This window comes from Pseudomonas subflava, from assembly GCF_023823685.1.
GTDB lineage: Bacteria > Pseudomonadota > Gammaproteobacteria > Pseudomonadales > Pseudomonadaceae > Aquipseudomonas > Aquipseudomonas subflava.
Window position 1 is genome coordinate 211,103 of record NZ_JAMXBF010000013.1, and the last position, 18,090, is coordinate 229,192.

Genomic DNA, 18,090 nt, shown 5'->3' on the forward strand with positions numbered 1-18,090 from the left:
TTTGCCTATTGGAAACCGCGCCCACAAAAAAGGCCGCTCAAAAGCGGCCTTTTTCGTTATAGCGGGATCAGGCGAACGGGTGACGCAGGACGATGGTCTCGTTGCGGTCCGGGCCGGTGGAGATGATGTCGATCGGCGCGCCGACCAGCTCTTCCACGCGCTTGATATAGGCACGCGCCGCGGCCGGCAGCTCTTCCAGGCTCTTGGCGCCGACGGTGGAGTCGGTCCAGCCCGGCATCTCTTCGTACACCGGCTGCAGGCCGATGTAGCTGTCGGCGTCGGTCGGCGCGTCGGTCAGCAGGTTGCCGGCGGCATCCTTGTAACCGGTGCAGATGCGGATGGTTTCCAGGCCGTCGAGCACGTCCAACTTGGTCAGGCACAGGCCGGAAATGCTGTTGATCTCGATGGCGCGACGCAGAATCACGGCGTCGAACCAGCCGCAACGACGGGCACGACCGGTGGTGGAGCCGAACTCGTGGCCCTTCTTGGCCAGGTAGGCGCCGGTCTCGTCGAACAGCTCGGTGGGGAACGGGCCGGAGCCGACGCGGGTGGTGTAGGCCTTGGTGATACCGAGGATGTAGTCCAGGTACAGCGGGCCGAAACCGGAACCGGTGGCGGTACCGCCGGCGGTGGTGTTGGAGCTGGTGACGTACGGGTAGGTGCCGTGGTCGATGTCCAGCAGCGAGCCCTGGGCGCCTTCGAACATGATGTCTTTGTCGGCGCGACGCAGCTCGTGCAGGTCGGCGGTGACGTCGGTCATCATCGGGCGCAGCAGCTCGGCGAACGCCATGCACTCGTCCAGGGTGGCCTGGAAGTCGATGGCCGGCTCTTTGTAGTAATTGACCAGCACAAAGTTGTGGTAGTCCAGCAGCTCGCCCAGCTTGGAGGCGAAGCGCTCGCGGTGGAACAGGTCACCGATGCGCAGGCCGCGGCGGGCCACCTTGTCTTCGTAGGCCGGGCCGATGCCGCGACCGGTGGTGCCGATCTTGGCGTCGCCACGGGCCTTCTCGCGGGCCTGGTCGAGGGCCACGTGGTAGGACAGGATCAGCGGGCAGGATGGGCTGATGCGCAGGCGCTCGCGCACCGGTACTCCCTTCTCTTCCAGCTTGGTGATCTCGCGCATCAGGGCGTCGGGGGCGACTACCACGCCGTTGCCGATCAGGCACTGCACGCCTTCGCGCAGGATGCCGGACGGGATCAGGTGCAGCACGGTCTTCTCGCCGTCGATCACCAGCGTGTGGCCGGCGTTGTGACCACCCTGGTAGCGCACTACCGCGGCAGCCTGCTCGGTCAGCAGATCGACGATCTTGCCCTTGCCCTCATCACCCCACTGGGTGCCCAGGACCACGACATTCTTACCCATAACACTTGTCCTCTTTGGAAGCTCGATGCCGGCCATAGCCGGCGGAAAACCATCAGGACGCCAGCGGCGCCAACTGCCAACGTCCATCGCGCAGCTGCAGCTGGCGGTCACAGCCCGCCTCGCCCGCCGCGCTTACATCCTGCCCGGGCAGAGCCTGGACCACGCGCACGCCCTCGCTGCGCAGGCGCTGCACGGCTTGCCACAGGTACAGATCATGATGATCCGGCGCCCAGACCCCGGCGGCCGGTTCGTCGACACGCATGTCGCCGAGGGTGACCAGGGTCTTCAGATCGGTGGAGAAACCGGTGGCCGGGCGCGCCCGACCGAAATTGCCGCCGACGTCATCGTAGCGGCCGCCCTGGGCGATCGACTGGCCGACGCCCGGCACGAACGCGGCGAACACCACGCCGGTGTGGTAGTGGTAGCCGCGCAGCTCGCCGAGATCGAAGTACAGCGGCAGCTCGGGATAGCGCAGCTCCAGCTGGTCGGCGATGGCCACCAGCTGATCCAGCGCGGCATGCACCTCGGCCGGAGCCTCCACCAGGCAGGCCTGGGCCAGGTCCAGCACTTCGCGACCGCCACACAGCTCGACCAGGGCACGGAGCATGCTGGCCAGGTGCGGCTGCAGCGATTCGGTGAGTGCATCGACCTCGTCGACAGCCTTGCGCTGCAGGGCGTCGAACAACTGCTGCTCGGCCTCGCCGGACAGGCCGGCGGCTCGGGCCAGGCCGCGGTAGATGCCGACATGGCCGAGGTCCATGTGCACATCCGGCACGCGGGCTAGAGCCAGGGTGTCGAGCATCAGGCTGATGACTTCCACGTCGCTGGCCGGGCTGGCGTCGCCGTACAGCTCGGCACCCAGCTGGATCGGGCTGCGCGAGGTGGCCAGGGCGCGCGGCTTGGCATGCAGCACGCTGCCGGCGTAGCACAGGCGGCTCGGGCCTTCGCGGCGCAGGGTGTGCGCATCCATCCGCGCCACCTGCGGCGTGATGTCGGCGCGGAAGCCCATCTGCCGACCGGAAAGCGGGTCGGTCACCTTGAAGGTGCGCAGATCCAGGTCCTGGCCGGCACCGGTGAGCAGGGATTCCAAATATTCGATGTGCGGGGTGACGACGAACTCGTAGCCCCAACGCTGAAATAGATCCAGCACCTGGCGGCGCGCCGCCTCGATCAGTGCCGCTTCCGGCGGCAGTACTTCTTCGATGCCATCTGGCAGGAGCCAGCGGTCTACCGTTGCCATTTCGCCATTCCCCTCTCGGTACGGGCGGCAAGCCATCAGTGAAGCAGATACAGGAGGGCGGTCCCCAGCAACATGCTAGCAAGCCCCATGAGGCGCAACTGACGGTCAGGCAGCTGTGCCAGTTGCGCGATCGTTCCGCGCCAGCGTCGTGGATAGAGGAAAGGCAGGACGCCTTCCAGCACCAACATCAGACAAAACGCGATGCCGAGTTCCTGCCACATGATTCCCAGACGCAAAAAAGCCGGGTTTTTCCCGGCTGACCCATGATAACACGTTTTCCCGTGCGGTCACCCCGACACGGCCGAACGGCCGGTCGGGGCGATGCATCACGGCTTGGATTGTTGCAGATAGCGGAAGAACTCGCTCTTCGGATCCAGCACCAGTACGTCGTTCTTGCTGGAGAAGCTGTCGCGGTACGCACCCAGGCTGCGATAGAACGCATAGAACTCGGCGTCCTGGCCATAGGCGGCCGCGTAGATCGAAGCGGCCTTGGCATCGCCGTCACCGCGGATCTCTTCGGACTCGCGATAGGCTTCGGCGAGGATCACACGCTTCTGCCGGTCGGCGTCCGCGCGAATGCCTTCGGCCAGCTCGCGGCCCTTGGCGCGGTGCTCGCGGGCCTCACGCTCGCGCTCCGAGCTCATACGGTCGAATACACTGCGATAGACCTCTTTCGGCAGGTCGATGGCCTTGACGCGAACATCCACCACCTCGATGCCGAGCTCCTTCTGCGCCATGCTGTTGAGCGACTTGGTGATCGCCGCCATCAGCGCATCGCGCTCGCCGGAGACCACCTCGTGCAGCGTGCGGGTACCGAACTGGTTGGCCAGAGCGGCGATCAGGCGCTGGGAAAGACGGTCATCGGCGATCTGACGAATGCCGGAGGTCGCGGTGTAGTAACGCTGGGCGTCGGCGACGCGCCACTTGGCGTAGGCGTCGACCATGACGGCCTTCTTTTCCAGGGTCAGCACGCGCTGGATCGGCGACTCCAAGGTCAGCAGGCGGCCGTCGAACTTGCGCACCTGGTTCACCACCGGGATCTTCACATGAAGCCCGGGTTGCACGTTCGGGTTCTCGATCTTACCGAAGCGCAGAAGGACGGCCTTCTCGGTCTGGGTGACGATGTACAGGCTGTTCCATGCCAGCACCACGACCACCACAGCGGCGATCAGGGCAAACAGCGACTTGTTGCTCATCAGCGGCTCTCCCTAGAGCGCAGGTCGCCCCGCTCGACATTGTTGATTACGCGGCTGCCGGCTTCGCCACTGGCGCTCGGCACGCTGGGAGCGGCGCCAGTGCCGGCGCGACTGTCGATCATTTTGTCCAGCGGCAGATAGAGCAGGTTGTTCTGGCCTTCCTCGCCGGTCACCAGCACTTTGCTGGTGTTGCTGAAGACCTGCTCCATGGTGTCCAGGTACAGACGCTGGCGAGTGACTTCCGGCGCCTTGCGGTACTCGGCCACCAGCTTGCTGAAGCGATCCGCCTCACCCTCGGCACGCGCAACGACTTCGTCGCGGTAACCGTTGGCATCCTCGATGATGCGCTGGGCCTGACCGCGGGCCTCGGGCACCACGCCGTTGGCATAGGTCTCGGCCTGGTTCTTCTCGCGCTGCTCGTCCTCACGGGCACGGATCACGTCGTCGAAGGCGTCCTTGACCTCGGCTGGAGCCGTGGCGCGCTGGATGTTGACCTGGGTGACGGTGATACCGGTGCCGTAGTCGTCGAGGAAGTTCTGCAGGCGCTGACTGACCTCGAGGCCCATCTGTGCGCGACCCAGGGTGATCACCTCGTCCATCGAGGTGGAACCGGCGACGTGGCGCAGCGCACTCTCGGTGGCGTGCTGCAGGCTCACTTCGGGCGCGTCGACGTTGAGCACGAAGTCCTTGAGGTTGCTTATCTTGTACTGAACGGTCAGCGGCACCTCGACGATGTTCTCGTCCTCGGTGAGCATCTGCCCTTCCTTGGAGAAGGAACGCTCGCGGGTGACGTTCTCCTGGAATTTCTTCTCGATCGGCGGGAAGTAGATGTTCAGGCCCTGCTCGACGGTGCGGTCGTATTTGCCGAGGCTCAGGATCACCGCCTGCTCCTGGGCGTCGACGATGTACACGGCGTTCCACAGCCAGATCGCGACCAGCAGCACTGCGCCGATGCCGAGCAGGCCCCAGCCACCACCACCTTGGCCTTGGCCATCACGTTTCTTGCCGCCGCCGAAGATGCCGTTCAGGCTCTCCTGCAGCTTGCGGAAGGCTTCGTCGAGATCCGGTGGTCCCTGGCGACCACCGCCTTTGCGGCCACCCCAGGGATCCTGATTGTTCGAATTGCCACCCGGCTCATTCCAAGCCATAGCGCTCTCCATCTGATAAAGCAAAGACGCGCCCGCGGCGCGCCGCCCCATGCTACCGAAGCCCCCGAGTCGCGGCAAAAACCGCGATCCAGGCTTTATTGCAAAGTGTGTTGCGCGAGGAAGTCCTGCGGCTTCAGACCTTCGCGGCTCACAAGCCGATTGAGCTCGGCGCGCGGCAGGCGTATCGCCAGCAGCGTATCACCGACCTCGTCATGTGCCTCGCTCTGAACCGCGTTGGCGGCGAAGAACTGCGCACGCAAACGCCCCAGGCTTTGAGGCAGGCGCAGCGTACCGACGAACAGGTCCTCGCCCAGCAGTTCGGCAATCGCCTGGCGCAATAATTCGAGTCCTTTACCGTCGCGCGCCGACAGCCAGACCCGTTCGGGCTTGCCGTCGCCATCGCGCTGGATCTGCGGCTCGACACCTTCGACCAGGTCGATCTTGTTGTACACCTCGAGCATCGGCAATTCATTGGCGCCGATCTCGCCGAGCACCGCCATGACCTGCTCCATCTGCTGCTCGCGCTCCGGCTCGTGGGAGTCGATCACGTGCAGCAGCAGGTCGGAGTTGCTGGACTCTTCAAGCGTCGCACGGAAGGCCTCCACCAGCTTGTGTGGCAGGTGGCGAATGAATCCCACGGTGTCGGCCAGCACCACCGCTCCAAGGTCTTCGAGCTCGAGGCGCCGCAGGGTCGGGTCCAGGGTGGCGAACAGCTGGTTCGCCGCATAGACCTCGGAGGTGGTCAGCGCGTTGAACAGCGTGGACTTGCCGGCGTTGGTATAGCCGACCAGCGACACCGAAGGGATGTCCGCACGTCGACGCCCACGACGAGCCTGCTCGCGCTGGCTGCGCACCTTCTCCAGCTTCTGTTTGATCTGGCGGATGCGCACACGCAGCAGACGACGGTCGGTCTCCAGCTGGGTTTCACCCGGGCCACGCAGACCGATGCCACCCTTCTGCCGCTCGAGGTGGGTCCAGCCACGCACCAAGCGCGTGCTCATGTGGTCGAGCTGGGCGAGCTCCACCTGCAGCTTGCCCTCGTGGGTGCGGGCGCGCTGGGCGAAGATATCGAGAATCAGACCGGTACGGTCGAGCACCCGGCACTCGAAGACGCGCTCGAGGTTGCGCTCCTGGCTCGGGGTGAGGGTGTGATTGAAGATGACCAGCTCGGCCTCGGACTCCTTGACCAGGTCGCGGAGTTCCTCGACCTTGCCACTGCCGATGAGGAACTTGGCCGTGGGCATGTGGCGCGTCACGGTGACCAGGGCCACCATGTCCGCGCCCGCCGAAAGAGCCAGGTCCTGGAACTCCTGCGGATCTTCGGCCGCCTCGGGGTTACTGCCTTCCAGGTGAACGAGAATGGCCCGCTCACCGCCACCGTGACGCTCGAAGAACAAGTCAGGCTCCTATCAGGCGTTGCCCGGCTCGACCTGTTCGCCTTCCGTAGCACTGGGCAGGCGCACCGGGCGGCTTGGCACCACGGTGGAAATGGCGTGTTTGTAGACCATCTGGCTGACAGTGTTCTTCAGCAAAATCACGAACTGGTCAAAGGATTCGATCTGGCCTTGCAGCTTGATGCCGTTAACCAGATAAATGGAAACCGGTACGCGTTCCTTACGCAGGGTATTCAGGTAAGGGTCTTGTAGCGAATGCCCTTTTGACATGTGCCGCACTCCTTCAAGGGGTCAAATTGTAGTAACGCTAAAAATGGCTTATGCCGTATCAAAACCAAGGATAGACGGCGAATAGGCAGGTCTCATCACAATATGGAGACCGCCTTCAGGTATTTCAAGGCACGAGTCAGATTGTCACTGGCCAGACTGTCCAGCCACTGCAGATTTTCCCAGCCACGGAGCCAGGTGAACTGGCGCTTGGCCAGCTGACGCGTGGCAATGATGCCCCGCTCGGCCATCTCCTCGCGGTCGAGGCTTCCTTCCAGGTAATCCCATACCTGGCGATAGCCTACCGCGCGGATCGATGGCAGTCCCGCATGCAGGTCACCCCGCAGGCGCAACGCTTCGACCTCTTCGACAAAGCCCTGTTCCAGCATCAGGTGAAATCGGCGGGCGATCCGCTCGTGCAACACCTGACGCTGATCCGGGGCAATGGCAAATTGCGCGACAGTATAAGGCAAATGCCGCGCGCCTGGCGCCTCTAGACCGCCATTTTGCGCCGCCTGACGCTGACGGTGCTCGGTCATGCTTAGGCCGCTGACCCGCTGCACCTCCAGCGCCCGGATCAGGCGCTGGGGGTCATTGGGATGAATACGCGCCGCCGACTCCGGATCGAGTCGCGCGAGGTTCCGGTGCAGCACCTCCCAGCCCTCGGCCGCAGCCCAGGCCTCAAGCTCGGCGCGAACGACAGGATCGGCGCCCGGCATATCCGCCAGGCCTTCGAGCAACGCCTTGTAATACAGCATGGTGCCGCCCACCAGCAGCGGGATGCGTCCGCGCGCCGTGATTTCGGCCATGGCGGCGAGGGCGTCGGCGCGGAATTCCGCCGCCGAATAACTCTCGGCCGGATCGCGAATGTCCACCAGGCGGTGCGGATAGCGCGCCAGCGTGGCGTTGTCAGGCTTGGCCGTGCCGATATCCATGCCACGGTAGATCAGCGCCGAATCGACGCTGACCAGCTCGCACGGCAGCGCATCGGCCAGGGCCAGGGCCAGGTCGGTCTTGCCGGAGGCGGTGGGGCCCATCAGGAAGATGGCGGGAGGCAGGCGCTCGGTCATAACTCTGGAGTCGCTCGCCGAGCGTCGCAAGTGACGCTCGAGCGAGACATGAATCGGTGAGGGACGCGCAGTTTACTCGCTGCACCCGAGCAATCCGAACGGATTTTCAACGTGACGCGAGCACGCGTAGCCGCACGAACGCTGCCTCAGCGACCGCGCAGGAACAGCTTGTCCAGATCATCCATGCCCAGCTGGGTCCAGGTCGGCCGGCCGTGGTTGCACTGACCGCTGCGCTCGGTGTGCTCCATATCGCGCAGCAGGGCGTTCATCTCCGGCAGGGTTAGGCGCCGGTTGGCACGCACCGCGCCGTGGCAGGCCATGGTCGCTAGCAGCTCGTTGAGATGGGCCTGGATGCGGTCGCTGGTGCCGTACTCCAGCAGGTCGGCGAGCACGTCGCGCACTAGCTGGGTCGCCTCGGCCTGCTTGAGCAGCGCGGGAATCTGACGGATCGCCAGACTCTCCTCACCCAAACGCTGCAGCTCGAAGCCCAAGCGCTGGAACCACTGGCCGTGTTCTTCGGCGCAATCGGCCTCGCGCTGGCTCAGGGCGATGGATTCGGGCACCAGCAGCGGCTGGCCGCGCAGGCCCTCGCAGGCCATGGCGGTCTTCAGCCGCTCATAGGTGATGCGCTCGTGAGCCGCGTGCATGTCCACCAGCACCATGCCCTGGGCGTTCTCGGCGAGGATGTAGACGCCCTTGAGTTGAGCCAGGGCATAGCCCAGCGGCGGGATATCGCCCTGAGTCTGAGGCAATACGGCCGACGGCTCGGCCAGCGGTGCAAAGTACTCGCGATAAGCGCCCTGGGCCTCGGCCTGCGGGATGGCCGGCTGCGGCCGCGGCGACTGATAACCGGCGCCCGGCGAGCGCCAGACGGACGACTCGACCGCTGGCCGCTCCAGCACGGTGGCGGCCAGACCGATCTCGCCCTGCGGGCCGAACTCGCCGGCCGCCTGACCACTCGGACGCACGATCTGCCCCACCGCCGCCGGTGCCGCCAACTGGTCCTCCGGCCGCACCTCGCCCAGCGCCCGGTGCAGGGTGCCATAGAGGAAGTCGTGAACCATGCGGCTGTCGCGGAAGCGCACCTCGTGCTTGGTCGGGTGCACATTGACGTCGACCACCCCCGCATCGATCTCGAGGAACAGCACGAAGGTCGGATGACGGCCATTGAACAGCACGTCGCGGTAGGCCTGGCGCACAGCGTGGGCGACCAGTTTGTCGCGCACCATGCGGCCATTGACGTAGAAATACTGCAGGTCCGCCTGGCTGCGCGAGAACGTCGGCAGGCCGACCCAGCCCCACAGGCGCAGGCCGCTGCGCTCCACCTCGATGGGCAGCGCCTGCTCGAGGAAGGCCGGGCCGCAGACGCTGGCCACCCGACGGGCGCGGCTGATCTCGTCCGGCGCCTCGTGCAGGGCGAATACCGTCTTGCCGTTGTGGCGCAGGTGGAAGGCGACATCGAAGCGGGCCAGGGCCAGGCGTTTGATCACTTCCTGCAGGTGATCGAACTCGGTCTTCTCAGCGCGCAGGAACTTGCGCCGCGCCGGGGTATTGAAAAACAGGTCGCGCACTTCCACCGAGGTACCGACCGGATGCGCCGCGGGCTGCACCCGCGCCTCCATGTCGCGGCCTTCGGTCTCCACCTGCCAGGCCTGTTCGGCATCGGCGGTGCGCGAGGTCATGGTCAGGCGCGCGACGGAGCTGATCGAGGCCAGCGCCTCGCCGCGGAAACCGAGGCTGCACACCGCCTCCAGGTCTTCCAGCTCGCGGATCTTGCTGGTGGCGTGGCGGGCGAGGGCCAGCGGCAGGTCGTCGGCGGGAATGCCGCCGCCGTCGTCGCGCACCCGTAGCAGTTTGATGCCGCCCTGCTCGACCTCGATGTCGACCCGGCGGGCGCCGGCGTCCAGGCTGTTCTCCAGCAGCTCCTTGATCACCGAGGCGGGCCGCTCGACCACCTCGCCGGCGGCAATCTGGTTCGCCAGCCGCGGACTCAGCAGCTGGATGCGGCGCAGCTCACTCATGGCTGGCCCGCCAGGGCCGTGGCCGGAATGCTGAGGGTCTGGCCGACCTTGATGGTGTCGCTTTTGAGCGCATTGGCGCTGCGCAGGGACGACAGGCTGACCTGATAGCGCTGGGCGATCAGCGCCAGGCTCTCCCCGGAGGTGACCACGTGCTCGCGCGGGCCCGCGGTGATCTTGCCCTGGTCGCGCAGCACGGCGATGAGGGTGCCGGGCGGCGGATTCTGATGGAAGAACTGCCGCACGCCCGCGGTGATCGAGCGCGCCAGGGCCTGCTGATGCCGGGAGGTCGACAGCTTCTTGGCCTCGTTGGGATTGGAGATGAAGCCGGTCTCCACCAGGATCGACGGGATGTCCGGCGACTTCAGCACCATGAAGCCGGCCTGTTCGACCCGGCGCTTATGCAGCGGGGTGATATGGCCCATGTTGCTCAGGACCTTCTGGCCGACGTTGAGGCTGGAGGACAGCGAGGCGGTCATGGACAGATCGAGCAGCACGCCGGCGAGCATGCGGTCCTTGTCGTCGAGACTGACGTTGCCGGCGCCGCCGATGAGGTCGGACTGGTTTTCGGCATCGGCCAGCCAGCGCGCCGTCTCGGAGGTCGCGCCGCGCTCGGACAGGGCGTAGACCGAGGCGCCAAAGGCCGCAGCCCGCGGCGCCGCGTCGGCGTGGATGGAGACGAACAGGTCGGCGCCCTTCTTGCGGGCGATCTCGGTGCGCTTGCGCAGCGGGATGAAATAATCGCCGGTACGCACCAGCTCGCCGCGGAAGCCTTTCTCGGCATTGATCTGCCGCTGCAACTCCTTGGCGATGGCCAGGGTGACGTTCTTTTCGTACAGCTTGCGGCCCGGGCCGAGGGCGCCGGGGTCCTCACCGCCGTGGCCCGCGTCGATGGCGATCACGATGTCGCGCTTGGCGCCTGGCGCAACGGGCAGCTTGGCCGGCGCACTGCCCGGCACCGCGACCACCGGCGGCGGCGTGACGCCCGCGGCCGGCTGGGTGACCTGCGGCGCCTGGGGCGTGCTCGGCGCTGCGGATTCCTGATCGAACAGATCTACCACCAGGCGGTGGCCGTACTGCTGATTGGGCGCCAGGCTGAAGCTCTTCGGCGTGACCACGGCGGACAGATCGAGCACCAGGCGCAGCTCGTTGGGCGAGCGTTGGGCCGAGCGGATACCGGTGATCGGGGTATTGCTCAGCGACAACTGATCCAGTTTCGTGGACATTTGGCCGCCGCTGACGTCGATGACGATGCGGTTCGGCGCGGCCAGTGTAAACACGCTGTGCTGCACCGGGCCGGACAGGTCGAAGACCAGCCGGGTGTTGTCGGGGGCGCGCCACAGGCGAACACTGCGGATTTCACTCGCGGCGAGGACGTCCGCGGCCAGCGCCGCCAGCACCAGCCCAACACCACTCATCCGTGCCAGCATGCGCATAGCCTTCCCCATCTTTCTTGAACTCTTATAAGGCAGCACACCACGCCTCGGCTCGCGCGCCATGTGGCTGCAACTGCAGCGCGCGGCCGACTCCTTGCGGGCTAATGGTAATGTCCAGGTCGGCCTTTGGCAAAACGCCGGCACCGCGCTCGGGCCACTCGATCAGGCACAAGGCATCGCCTTCGAAGTAATCGCGAATGCCGAGAAACTCCAGCTCTTCCGGGTCGGCCAGACGATACAGATCGAAGTGGAAGACCCGCGTTTCGCCCAGCTCGTAGGGCTCGACCAGCGTGAAGGTCGGGCTCTTCACCGCACCTCCATGCCCCAGGCCACGCAGGATGCCGCGCGACAGAGTGGTCTTGCCGGCGCCCAGATCACCGTGCAGGTAGATCACTCCACGACCGCCGGTCGCCTGGGCGATGCGCGCGCCCAGTTGGTACATGGCGTCTTCGCCCTCGGCATAGAGGGTCACTGCTGGCGGCGTCGCCTTCGACGGGGTCACCTCAGACACGGCGCATGCTCCTGCAACAGCTGACGAATGGTCGGAATCAGATCGCTGGCCGCCAGGCCGCGGCCGTGTTCGCCGAGGCGCTGGCCGGCGCCCGCGTGCAGCCAGACGCCCAGCGCGGCGGCCTCGAAGGCCGCCAGCCCCTGCCCACGCAGCGCGCCGATCAGCCCGGCGAGGACATCGCCCAGCCCGGCGGTCGCCATGGCTGGGTGGCCGAGGTCGCACAACAGCAGCCGGCCATCGGGCGCGGCTACCAGGCTGCCGGCGCCCTTGAGCACGATTGCCGCCTGGTACTTGCGCGCCAGCGCCAGGGCAGCCGCAGGGCGGTCGGCCTGCACTTCGGCAGTGGACAGTCCCAGCAGACGACCTGCCTCGCCCGGATGCGGCGTGAGCACCGCATCACGCGGCGCCTGCACCACGCCCTCGGCCAGCAGATTGAGGGCATCGGCATCCCAGACCTGCGGCCGCTCGCTGGCCAGCGCGGCGCTGAGCAGGCTGCGCCCCCAGGCTTGCTGGCCGAGACCGGGACCGACCACCAGCACATCGGCGCGCTCGCACAGGCCGAGCAGCTGATAGGTGGACTCGGTGGGCTGGCACATCACCTCGGGCAGGCGCGCCAGGCTGGCGGGCAGATGCTCGCTGCGGGTCGCCAAGGACACCAGGCCGGCGCCGGCACGCAGCGCGCTTTCTGCGCTGAGCAAAGCGGCGCCGCCGAAGCCACGGTCGCCGCCGATCACCAGCACGTGACCGAAGCGCCCCTTGTGCGCGGTGCGGGCGCGCGGCGCCAGCAGCGGCACGGCGTCGTCCGCCAGACGCAGCGCGACATGCGGCTGCTGGGCGACCAGCACGATATCGGCCTGCAGATCATCGAACGCCAGCTCGCCGACCCAGTCCGGTGCGTCGCCGGTGAACAGCCCCAGCTTGAGGCCGATGAAACTGACGGTGAGATCGGCGCGCACCGCCGACTCCGCGACCCGGCCGGTGTCGGCGCACAAGCCCGATGGGATATCCACGGCCAGCACCGGCAGGCCCGCGGCATTGATCGCCTCGACGGCGGCGGCATAAGGCGCGCGCCACTCGCCACGAAAGCCGGTGCCGAGCAGGGCGTCGACCAGCACGCCGCGCAATTCGGCAGGCTCGCTCCAGGGCTCGACCGCTACACCGGCTGCACGTGCCGCGTCGCGGGCCACTGCGGTATCGCCGCTCAGCGTCTCCGGCGCGCCGACCGCCAGCACACGCACGCGCCAGCCGGCCTTCTGCGCCAGTTCGGCGATCAGGTAGCCATCGCCGGCGTTGTTGCCGGCGCCGGCCAGCACGGTGATCTCGCCGAGCTGCGGCCAGCGGCGACGCAGGGCTCGCCAGGCGGCATGGGCGGCGCGCTGCATCAGTTCGAAACCGGGCGTGCCGGCGGCGATCAGGCGGGCATCCAGGTCGCGGACCTGGGCTGCGCTGTATAGCGGAAGGGGTAATGCGGCGTCGGCAGCGGGCATGGTTCGGCTTATGGGGCTGAGGTCTGGCAGAATTATACCCATCTCCCCCGCCTTGCCGTCCCATCATGCCCGACTCCCCGCTCGACCTCGCTCAACTGGCGCAGTCCATCAAGGACTGGGGCCGAGAGCTGGGCTTCCAGCAGGTGGGCGTCGCCGACGTGGAGCTGGGCGAGCACGAGGCGCACCTGCGACGCTGGCTGGAGGCCGGCTATCAGGGCGAGATGGACTATATGGCCGCCCATGGCTCGAAACGTTCCCACCCGGACGAACTGGTGCCCGGCACCCTGCGGGTAGTCTCGCTGCGCATGGATTACCTGCCCGGCGACACCCGGATGGCCGAGCGCCTGGCCCAGCCGGAGCAGGCCTACGTGTCGCGCTACGCCCTGGGCCGCGACTACCACAAGCTGGTGCGCAAGCGCCTGCAGCAACTGGCCGAGCGTATTCAGGCCGCAATCGGCCCGTTCGGCTACCGCGCCTTCGTCGACAGTGCGCCCGTGCTGGAGAAGGCCATCGCGGAGAAGGCCGGCCTGGGCTGGATCGGCAAGAACACCCTAGTGCTCAACCGCAAGGCCGGCAGCTGGTTCTTCCTCGGCGAGCTGTTCGTCGACATCGCTCTGCCGGTGGACGCCCCGCACGGCAGCGAGCACTGCGGCCGCTGCAGCGCCTGCCTGGACGTGTGCCCGACCAATGCCTTCGTCGGCCCCTACGTGCTGGACGCGAGGCGCTGCATTTCCTACCTGACCATCGAGCTGAAGGGCGCAATTCCCGAGGAGCTGCGCGGGCCCATCGGCAACCGGGTATTCGGCTGCGATGACTGCCAGATCGTCTGCCCGTGGAACCGCTTCGCCCGCCCCACCGAGCAGGGCGACTTCCAGCCGCGCCACGGCCTGGACAGCGGCGGCCTGGTCGAGCTGTTCCTGTGGACCGAGGAGGAATTCCTTACCCGCACCGAAGGCTCGCCGCTGCGCCGCGCCGGCTACGAGCGCTGGCTGCGCAACCTGGCCGTGGGGCTGGGCAACGCGCCCTCGACCATTCCCGTGCTGCAGGCGCTGGAGGCACGCCGCGAGCATCCGTCGGAACTGGTGCGCGAGCATGTGCAATGGGCGCTGGCGCGCCACCAGCAACGCGGAAGCTAGGTGCGCCGTGCGCACCCAGGAACGCTGTCGGTAGACCGGCGGTGCGCACAGCGCACCCTACGGAAGGCTGGGCTTACACCTCAGGAAGCACGGTAGCCCGGATGCAATCCGCGGGCGAAATTCCCTGCGTCCCAGGATTGGCCTCTGGCGACGATTGCAGGCGCGATATCTGCTGCCAAGCTCTCGCCGCACCCCGGTTTGCGAGCAAATAACCGGGCGCCCTCCGCTCCTACGAAAGAGCCGTCAGACCTTGAGGAAGTGCTGGCGGTAGTGCCGCAGCTCGGCGATGGATTCGCGGATATCGTCCAGCGCCAGGTGCGCGCCCTGCTTCTGAAACGAATCCTTGACCTGCGGCGCCCACATGCCGGCAAGGATCTTCAGGGTCGACACGTCCAGGTAGCGGTAGTGGAAGTAGGCCTCCAGGGCCGGCATGTACTTGTAGAGGAAGCGCCGATCCTGGCCAATGCTGTTGCCGCAGATGGGCGACTTGCCCTTGGGCACCCACTGCTCGAGGAAGGCGATGGTCTGCGCCTCGGCCGCCGCGGTATCGATGGCGCTGTCGCGCACGCGCTGGGTCAGGCCGCTCTCGCCGTGGGTGCGGGTATTCCACTCGTCCATCCCAGCCAGCACCGCGTCGCTGTGGTGGATGGCCATCACCGGGCCCTCGGCCAGCACGTTCAACTCGCTGTCGGTGACGATGGTGGCGATCTCGATGATCACGTCCCGCTCCGGCTCCAGCCCGGTCATTTCCAGGTCGATCCAGATCAGGTTGTTGGGGTTCTGCGGCATGACGTCTGCTCCTGTGCGAATGCCGGGCAGTTTAGCCGTTTGTGAACGCCGCCGGGCCCGTTATAGGTGCCAGAGCAACAGCCGCGAAGCGCGCCAGTCGGTCAGTTCGATGACCTCGTCCGGCGCCACGTCAGGGATCTCGAAGCTGTTGCTGATCAGCAGGCTGCCCGGGCGCATCTCGCAGCGGGCCTTGGTCCACAGCTCGGCCATCGGCGCCGGCGAGAGGAAGCAGTAGACCACGTCGTAGCCACCCAGCGGCTCGTCCCACAGGCTGCGGTAGCGCACCCGGCAGTTGCGGTACGGCAGGCAGCGCAGCCAGGCGAAGAGGAAGACCAGCGGCGCCGTCTCGACGCCGACCAGCCGCGCCCGCGGGTAGTCACGCGCCAGCTGTACCAGGGCACTGCCCAGGCCGCAGCCCAGGTCGACGAAGCGGAAGTCCGCCGGCAGCCCGACCAGGCGCTCGCTGAGCCGCTGGCGGGTGCGCGCGCCGCTCAGATACAGCGGCACACGCTCGCGGAAGCTGTTCCAGTTGAGCAACAACAGCAACAGGAACGCGGCGAGGAACCACCAGGCAGGCCATTCGCGGCTTTGCAGCGCCAGGAGCCCGGGCACGAACGCCAGGTTCAGTGGCAACCACCAGCGCCGCAGGCCCAGCCAGTGGCCGAGCGCCGCGGCCAGCCCGCCCTGACCCAGCGCCGCCTGCCACAAGCTCGGCCGCCACTCGCCCAAGCGCGCCGCGGCGAGCACGGCCACAGCCAACGCGGCCAGGGCCAGGAGCTGGGCCAGCAGGGCGAGAACGGCGGGATAGCGGCAGCGCAGGGTGTCGAGCATGGCGCCCGTTGTACCAGCAGGCCGCCGCCAGAACCAGATGGGGCCCGTGCTAAACTCGCCGCCGTTTCTCATCCCACCGGAAAGGCCATGGCCAAACGCCAACTGACCCGCCGCCAGAGCTGGCGCATCGAAAAAGTCCAGGAAGAGCGCGCCACCCGCGCGGCCAAGCGCGAATCGCGCCTGCTCGAGGAGCTGGAAGGCGGCGACCTGGGCCCGGAGCAGACCGGCCTGGTCATCGCCCACTTCGGCGTGCAGGTCGAGGTCGAGGCCCTGGAAGGCGAGCTGCTCGGCCAGACGCAACGCTGTCACCTGCGCGCCAATCTGCCGGCGCTGGTCACCGGCGACCGCGTGGTGTGGCGCGCCGGCAACCAGGGCCACGGGGTGATCGTCGCCCAACTGCCGCGCAATTCCGAGCTGTGCCGCCCGGACATGCGCGGCCAGCTCAAGCCGGTGGCGGCCAACGTCGACCTGATCGTCATCGTCTTCGCCCCGCTGCCACATCCGCACGCCAACCTGATCGACCGTTACCTGATCGCCGCCGAACATGCCGGCATCCGCCCGCTGCTGCTGCTGAACAAGGCCGACCTGATCGACGAAGAGAACTCGGCGCACCTGGAAAACCTGCTGAGTACCTATCGCCAGCTCGGTTACGAGCTGCAGGAAGTCTCGGCGCGCCAGGGCGGCGGCATGGAGCTGCTGCAGCAGCGCCTGGACGGGCACGTCAGCGTGTTCGTCGGCCAGTCCGGAGTGGGCAAGTCGTCGCTGGTCAACAGCCTGCTGCCGGGTGTGGACACCCGCGTCGGCGAGCTGTCGGAAGTCACCGGCAAGGGCACTCATACCACCACCACGGCGCGGCTGTTCCACTTCCCCGGCGGCGGCGAGCTGATCGACTCACCCGGCATCCGCGAATTCGGCCTGGGCCACGTCAGTCGCGACGACGTGGAGGCTGGCTTCATCGAATTCCGCGACCTGCTCGGCACCTGTCGCTTCCGTGACTGCAAGCACGACCGCGAGCCCGGCTGCGCGTTGCTCCAGGCCCTAGAGGATGGCCGTATCCAGCCGCAGCGGATGGCCAGCTACCGGCACATCCTCGCCAGCCTGCCCGAACCCGAGTACTGAGCCAAAACGAAGAGGCCGCGATCATCGCGGCCTCTTCGTTTTCATTCCTGGGGTTCGTCGAACTGCAGGGCCCCATCCTCGAAGATGTTCAGGCGCTCGCGCAGCTCCTCGGGTTGCAGCGGATCATCCGTACCCGCCGGCGCCTGACCGGGCGCCATGGCCTCGCTGGGGATCGGCGGCTCGGCCGCCGCGTCGCCGTCCTGCTCGCCCTCGATGGCGCGCTGCGCCTTCTTGGTCAGCACGATGATGTCGATGCGCCGGTTCACCGGATTCAGCGGATCGTTGCGGTCGAACAGCGCCGAGGAGGCATAACCCACCACCCGCGCCACGTTGCCTTCCGAATACCCACCGGCCACCAGGGCGCGGCGCGCGGCGTTGGCACGGCTCGCCGACAGCTCCCAGTTGCCGAAATCGCCGGAGCCGGCGAACGGCTTGGCGTCGGTATGACCACTGACGCTGATCTTGTTCGGTACCGCGCTGATGGTTTCGGCGAGGATCAGCAGGATGTCCTCGAAGTACGGCTGCAGGCGCGCGCTGCCGAGGTCGAACATGGGCCGGTTCTCGGCGTCCATGATCTGGATGCGCAGGCCGTCCTGGGTGATCTCGAAGAGGATCTGGTCCTTGAATTTCTGCAGCTGCGGGTTCTCGTCGACCTTGGTCTGCAGTTCCTGCAGCAGCAATTCCAGGCGCTCGCGCTCGACCTGCTCGGCCAGACTCTCGGCCTGCTCCTTGTCGACCGAGCCCTGCTGGTCGGACTGCGAATCGACGGCCGCCTCGGCGGAGTCGGGGGCATCCTTGAGCTCGGGATTGAGGGTGCGATCCGGCGCCGGCGTCGGCGTGCCGCCGAGGTCGATGACGTAGGGACTGGCGCTCTCGGTGAAGCCGATGGGGTCCTGGAAATAGCCGGAAATCGCCTTCTTCTGTTCCGGCGTGGCGGACGACATCAGCCACATCACCAGGAAGAACGCCATCATCGCCGTGGCGAAGTCGGCGAAGGCGATCTTCCAGGCGCCACCGTGATGGCCCCCGGCGATCTTCTTGACCCGCTTGACCAGTATCGGCTGGTTGTTTTCCATGATTCAGCG

The 18,090-nt window shown here is 66.9% G+C and carries 17 protein-coding genes; 2 read left to right on the forward strand and 15 right to left on the reverse strand.

Annotated elements, in window-relative coordinates:
* Positions 1–67: 67 nt before the first annotated feature.
* From NF616_RS18165 to NF616_RS18220, 12 genes are all read right to left on the reverse strand, one after another.
* Positions 68–1,363 (reverse strand): adenylosuccinate synthase, encoded by a 1,296-nt coding sequence (locus tag NF616_RS18165; protein WP_252274922.1) that lies wholly within the window; start codon positions 1,361–1,363, stop codon positions 68–70.
* Between the two features lie 52 nt (positions 1,364–1,415).
* Entirely contained in the window at positions 1,416–2,603 is a 1,188-nt protein-coding gene (locus NF616_RS18170) for an ATP phosphoribosyltransferase regulatory subunit (protein ID WP_252274925.1), read from the reverse strand.
* A 35-nt stretch (positions 2,604–2,638) separates the two neighbouring features.
* A complete protein-coding gene (locus tag NF616_RS18175) occupies positions 2,639–2,824 on the reverse strand; it encodes a DUF2065 domain-containing protein (RefSeq protein WP_252274926.1) in 186 nt (61 codons plus the stop codon).
* Positions 2,825–2,929: 105 nt separating this feature from the next.
* Positions 2,930–3,799: a protease modulator HflC gene (gene hflC, locus NF616_RS18180; protein WP_252274929.1), complete on the reverse strand. Its 870-nt coding sequence runs from the start codon at positions 3,797–3,799 to the stop codon at positions 2,930–2,932.
* On the reverse strand, positions 3,799–4,947 hold the full coding sequence (gene hflK, locus NF616_RS18185) for an FtsH protease activity modulator HflK (RefSeq protein WP_252274931.1): 1,149 nt from the start codon (positions 4,945–4,947) through the stop codon (positions 3,799–3,801). Before hflK ends, hflC begins: the two co-directional genes overlap by 1 nt.
* 95 nt (positions 4,948–5,042) lie before the next feature.
* Positions 5,043–6,344 carry a ribosome rescue GTPase HflX gene (hflX, locus tag NF616_RS18190; protein ID WP_252274933.1) on the reverse strand — a complete coding sequence of 434 codons (1,302 nt, stop codon included), beginning with the start codon at positions 6,342–6,344 and terminating at the stop codon, positions 5,043–5,045.
* Positions 6,345–6,356: 12 nt separating this feature from the next.
* Positions 6,357–6,611, reverse strand: a complete 255-nt coding sequence (hfq, locus tag NF616_RS18195) for an RNA chaperone Hfq (RefSeq protein WP_021701802.1) — start codon at positions 6,609–6,611, stop codon at positions 6,357–6,359.
* A gap of 95 nt (positions 6,612–6,706) precedes the next feature.
* Positions 6,707–7,678, reverse strand: a complete 972-nt coding sequence (gene miaA / locus NF616_RS18200; RefSeq protein ID WP_252274935.1) for a tRNA (adenosine(37)-N6)-dimethylallyltransferase MiaA — start codon at positions 7,676–7,678, stop codon at positions 6,707–6,709.
* A gap of 146 nt (positions 7,679–7,824) precedes the next feature.
* Positions 7,825–9,699, reverse strand: coding sequence for a DNA mismatch repair endonuclease MutL (gene mutL / locus NF616_RS18205; protein WP_252274936.1), 1,875 nt, complete (start codon positions 9,697–9,699; stop codon positions 7,825–7,827).
* Positions 9,696–11,144, reverse strand: coding sequence for an N-acetylmuramoyl-L-alanine amidase (locus NF616_RS18210; RefSeq protein ID WP_252274938.1), 1,449 nt, complete (start codon positions 11,142–11,144; stop codon positions 9,696–9,698). The genes mutL and NF616_RS18210 overlap by 4 nt, the downstream gene beginning before the upstream one ends.
* Positions 11,145–11,157: 13 nt before the next feature.
* Positions 11,158–11,574 (reverse strand): tRNA (adenosine(37)-N6)-threonylcarbamoyltransferase complex ATPase subunit type 1 TsaE, encoded by a 417-nt coding sequence (gene tsaE, locus NF616_RS18215; RefSeq protein WP_252275080.1) that lies wholly within the window; start codon positions 11,572–11,574, stop codon positions 11,158–11,160.
* A 56-nt stretch (positions 11,575–11,630) separates the two neighbouring features.
* The gene (locus tag NF616_RS18220) at positions 11,631–13,130 is read right to left on the reverse strand and encodes an NAD(P)H-hydrate dehydratase (RefSeq protein ID WP_252274940.1); all 1,500 of its coding nucleotides are present in this window, start codon (positions 13,128–13,130) and stop codon (positions 11,631–11,633) included.
* 65 nt (positions 13,131–13,195) lie between these two features.
* On the opposite strand from NF616_RS18220, the gene queG reads away from it, so the two are divergent.
* Positions 13,196–14,266: a tRNA epoxyqueuosine(34) reductase QueG gene (queG, locus tag NF616_RS18225; protein ID WP_252274942.1), complete on the forward strand. Its 1,071-nt coding sequence runs from the start codon at positions 13,196–13,198 to the stop codon at positions 14,264–14,266.
* Positions 14,267–14,509: 243 nt separating this feature from the next.
* On the opposite strand, the gene orn is transcribed toward queG, so the two are convergent.
* Positions 14,510–15,055, reverse strand: coding sequence for an oligoribonuclease (orn, locus tag NF616_RS18230; RefSeq protein WP_252274944.1), 546 nt, complete (start codon positions 15,053–15,055; stop codon positions 14,510–14,512).
* 60 nt (positions 15,056–15,115) lie between these two features.
* On the reverse strand, positions 15,116–15,886 hold the full coding sequence (locus tag NF616_RS18235; RefSeq protein ID WP_252274946.1) for a class I SAM-dependent methyltransferase: 771 nt from the start codon (positions 15,884–15,886) through the stop codon (positions 15,116–15,118).
* Between the two features lie 87 nt (positions 15,887–15,973).
* Between NF616_RS18235 and rsgA the strand changes: the two genes are divergently transcribed.
* A complete protein-coding gene (rsgA, locus tag NF616_RS18240) occupies positions 15,974–17,005 on the forward strand; it encodes a small ribosomal subunit biogenesis GTPase RsgA (protein WP_252274948.1) in 1,032 nt (343 codons plus the stop codon).
* Positions 17,006–17,046: 41 nt separating this feature from the next.
* Here rsgA and motB read toward each other — a convergent pair whose 3' ends face one another.
* Positions 17,047–18,081, reverse strand: a complete 1,035-nt coding sequence (gene motB / locus NF616_RS18245) for a flagellar motor protein MotB (RefSeq protein ID WP_252274950.1) — start codon at positions 18,079–18,081, stop codon at positions 17,047–17,049.
* Positions 18,082–18,090 lie beyond the last annotated feature (9 nt).

Bases quoted from the DNA above. Each gene is read 5' to 3' on its own strand.
- NF616_RS18165 (WP_252274922.1), bottom strand. From the start codon at position 1,363: ATGGGTAAGAATGTCGTGGTCCTGGGCACCCAGTGGGGTGATGAGGGC.
- NF616_RS18170 (WP_252274925.1), bottom strand. From the start codon at position 2,603: ATGGCAACGGTAGACCGCTGGCTCCTGCCAGATGGCATCGAAGAAGTA.
- NF616_RS18175 (WP_252274926.1), bottom strand. From the start codon at position 2,824: ATGTGGCAGGAACTCGGCATCGCGTTTTGTCTGATGTTGGTGCTGGAA.
- hflC (WP_252274929.1), bottom strand. From the start codon at position 3,799: ATGAGCAACAAGTCGCTGTTTGCCCTGATCGCCGCTGTGGTGGTCGTG.
- hflK (WP_252274931.1), bottom strand. From the start codon at position 4,947: ATGGCTTGGAATGAGCCGGGTGGCAATTCGAACAATCAGGATCCCTGG.
- hfq (WP_021701802.1), bottom strand. From the start codon at position 6,611: ATGTCAAAAGGGCATTCGCTACAAGACCCTTACCTGAATACCCTGCGT.
- miaA (WP_252274935.1), bottom strand. From the start codon at position 7,678: ATGACCGAGCGCCTGCCTCCCGCCATCTTCCTGATGGGCCCCACCGCC.
- mutL (WP_252274936.1), bottom strand. From the start codon at position 9,699: ATGAGTGAGCTGCGCCGCATCCAGCTGCTGAGTCCGCGGCTGGCGAAC.
- NF616_RS18210 (WP_252274938.1), bottom strand. From the start codon at position 11,144: ATGGGGAAGGCTATGCGCATGCTGGCACGGATGAGTGGTGTTGGGCTG.
- tsaE (WP_252275080.1), bottom strand. From the start codon at position 11,574: ATGTACCAACTGGGCGCGCGCATCGCCCAGGCGACCGGCGGTCGTGGA.
- NF616_RS18220 (WP_252274940.1), bottom strand. From the start codon at position 13,130: ATGCCCGCTGCCGACGCCGCATTACCCCTTCCGCTATACAGCGCAGCC.
- queG (WP_252274942.1), top strand. From the start codon at position 13,196: ATGCCCGACTCCCCGCTCGACCTCGCTCAACTGGCGCAGTCCATCAAG.
- orn (WP_252274944.1), bottom strand. From the start codon at position 15,055: ATGCCGCAGAACCCCAACAACCTGATCTGGATCGACCTGGAAATGACC.
- NF616_RS18235 (WP_252274946.1), bottom strand. From the start codon at position 15,886: ATGCTCGACACCCTGCGCTGCCGCTATCCCGCCGTTCTCGCCCTGCTG.
- rsgA (WP_252274948.1), top strand. From the start codon at position 15,974: ATGGCCAAACGCCAACTGACCCGCCGCCAGAGCTGGCGCATCGAAAAA.
- motB (WP_252274950.1), bottom strand. From the start codon at position 18,081: ATGGAAAACAACCAGCCGATACTGGTCAAGCGGGTCAAGAAGATCGCC.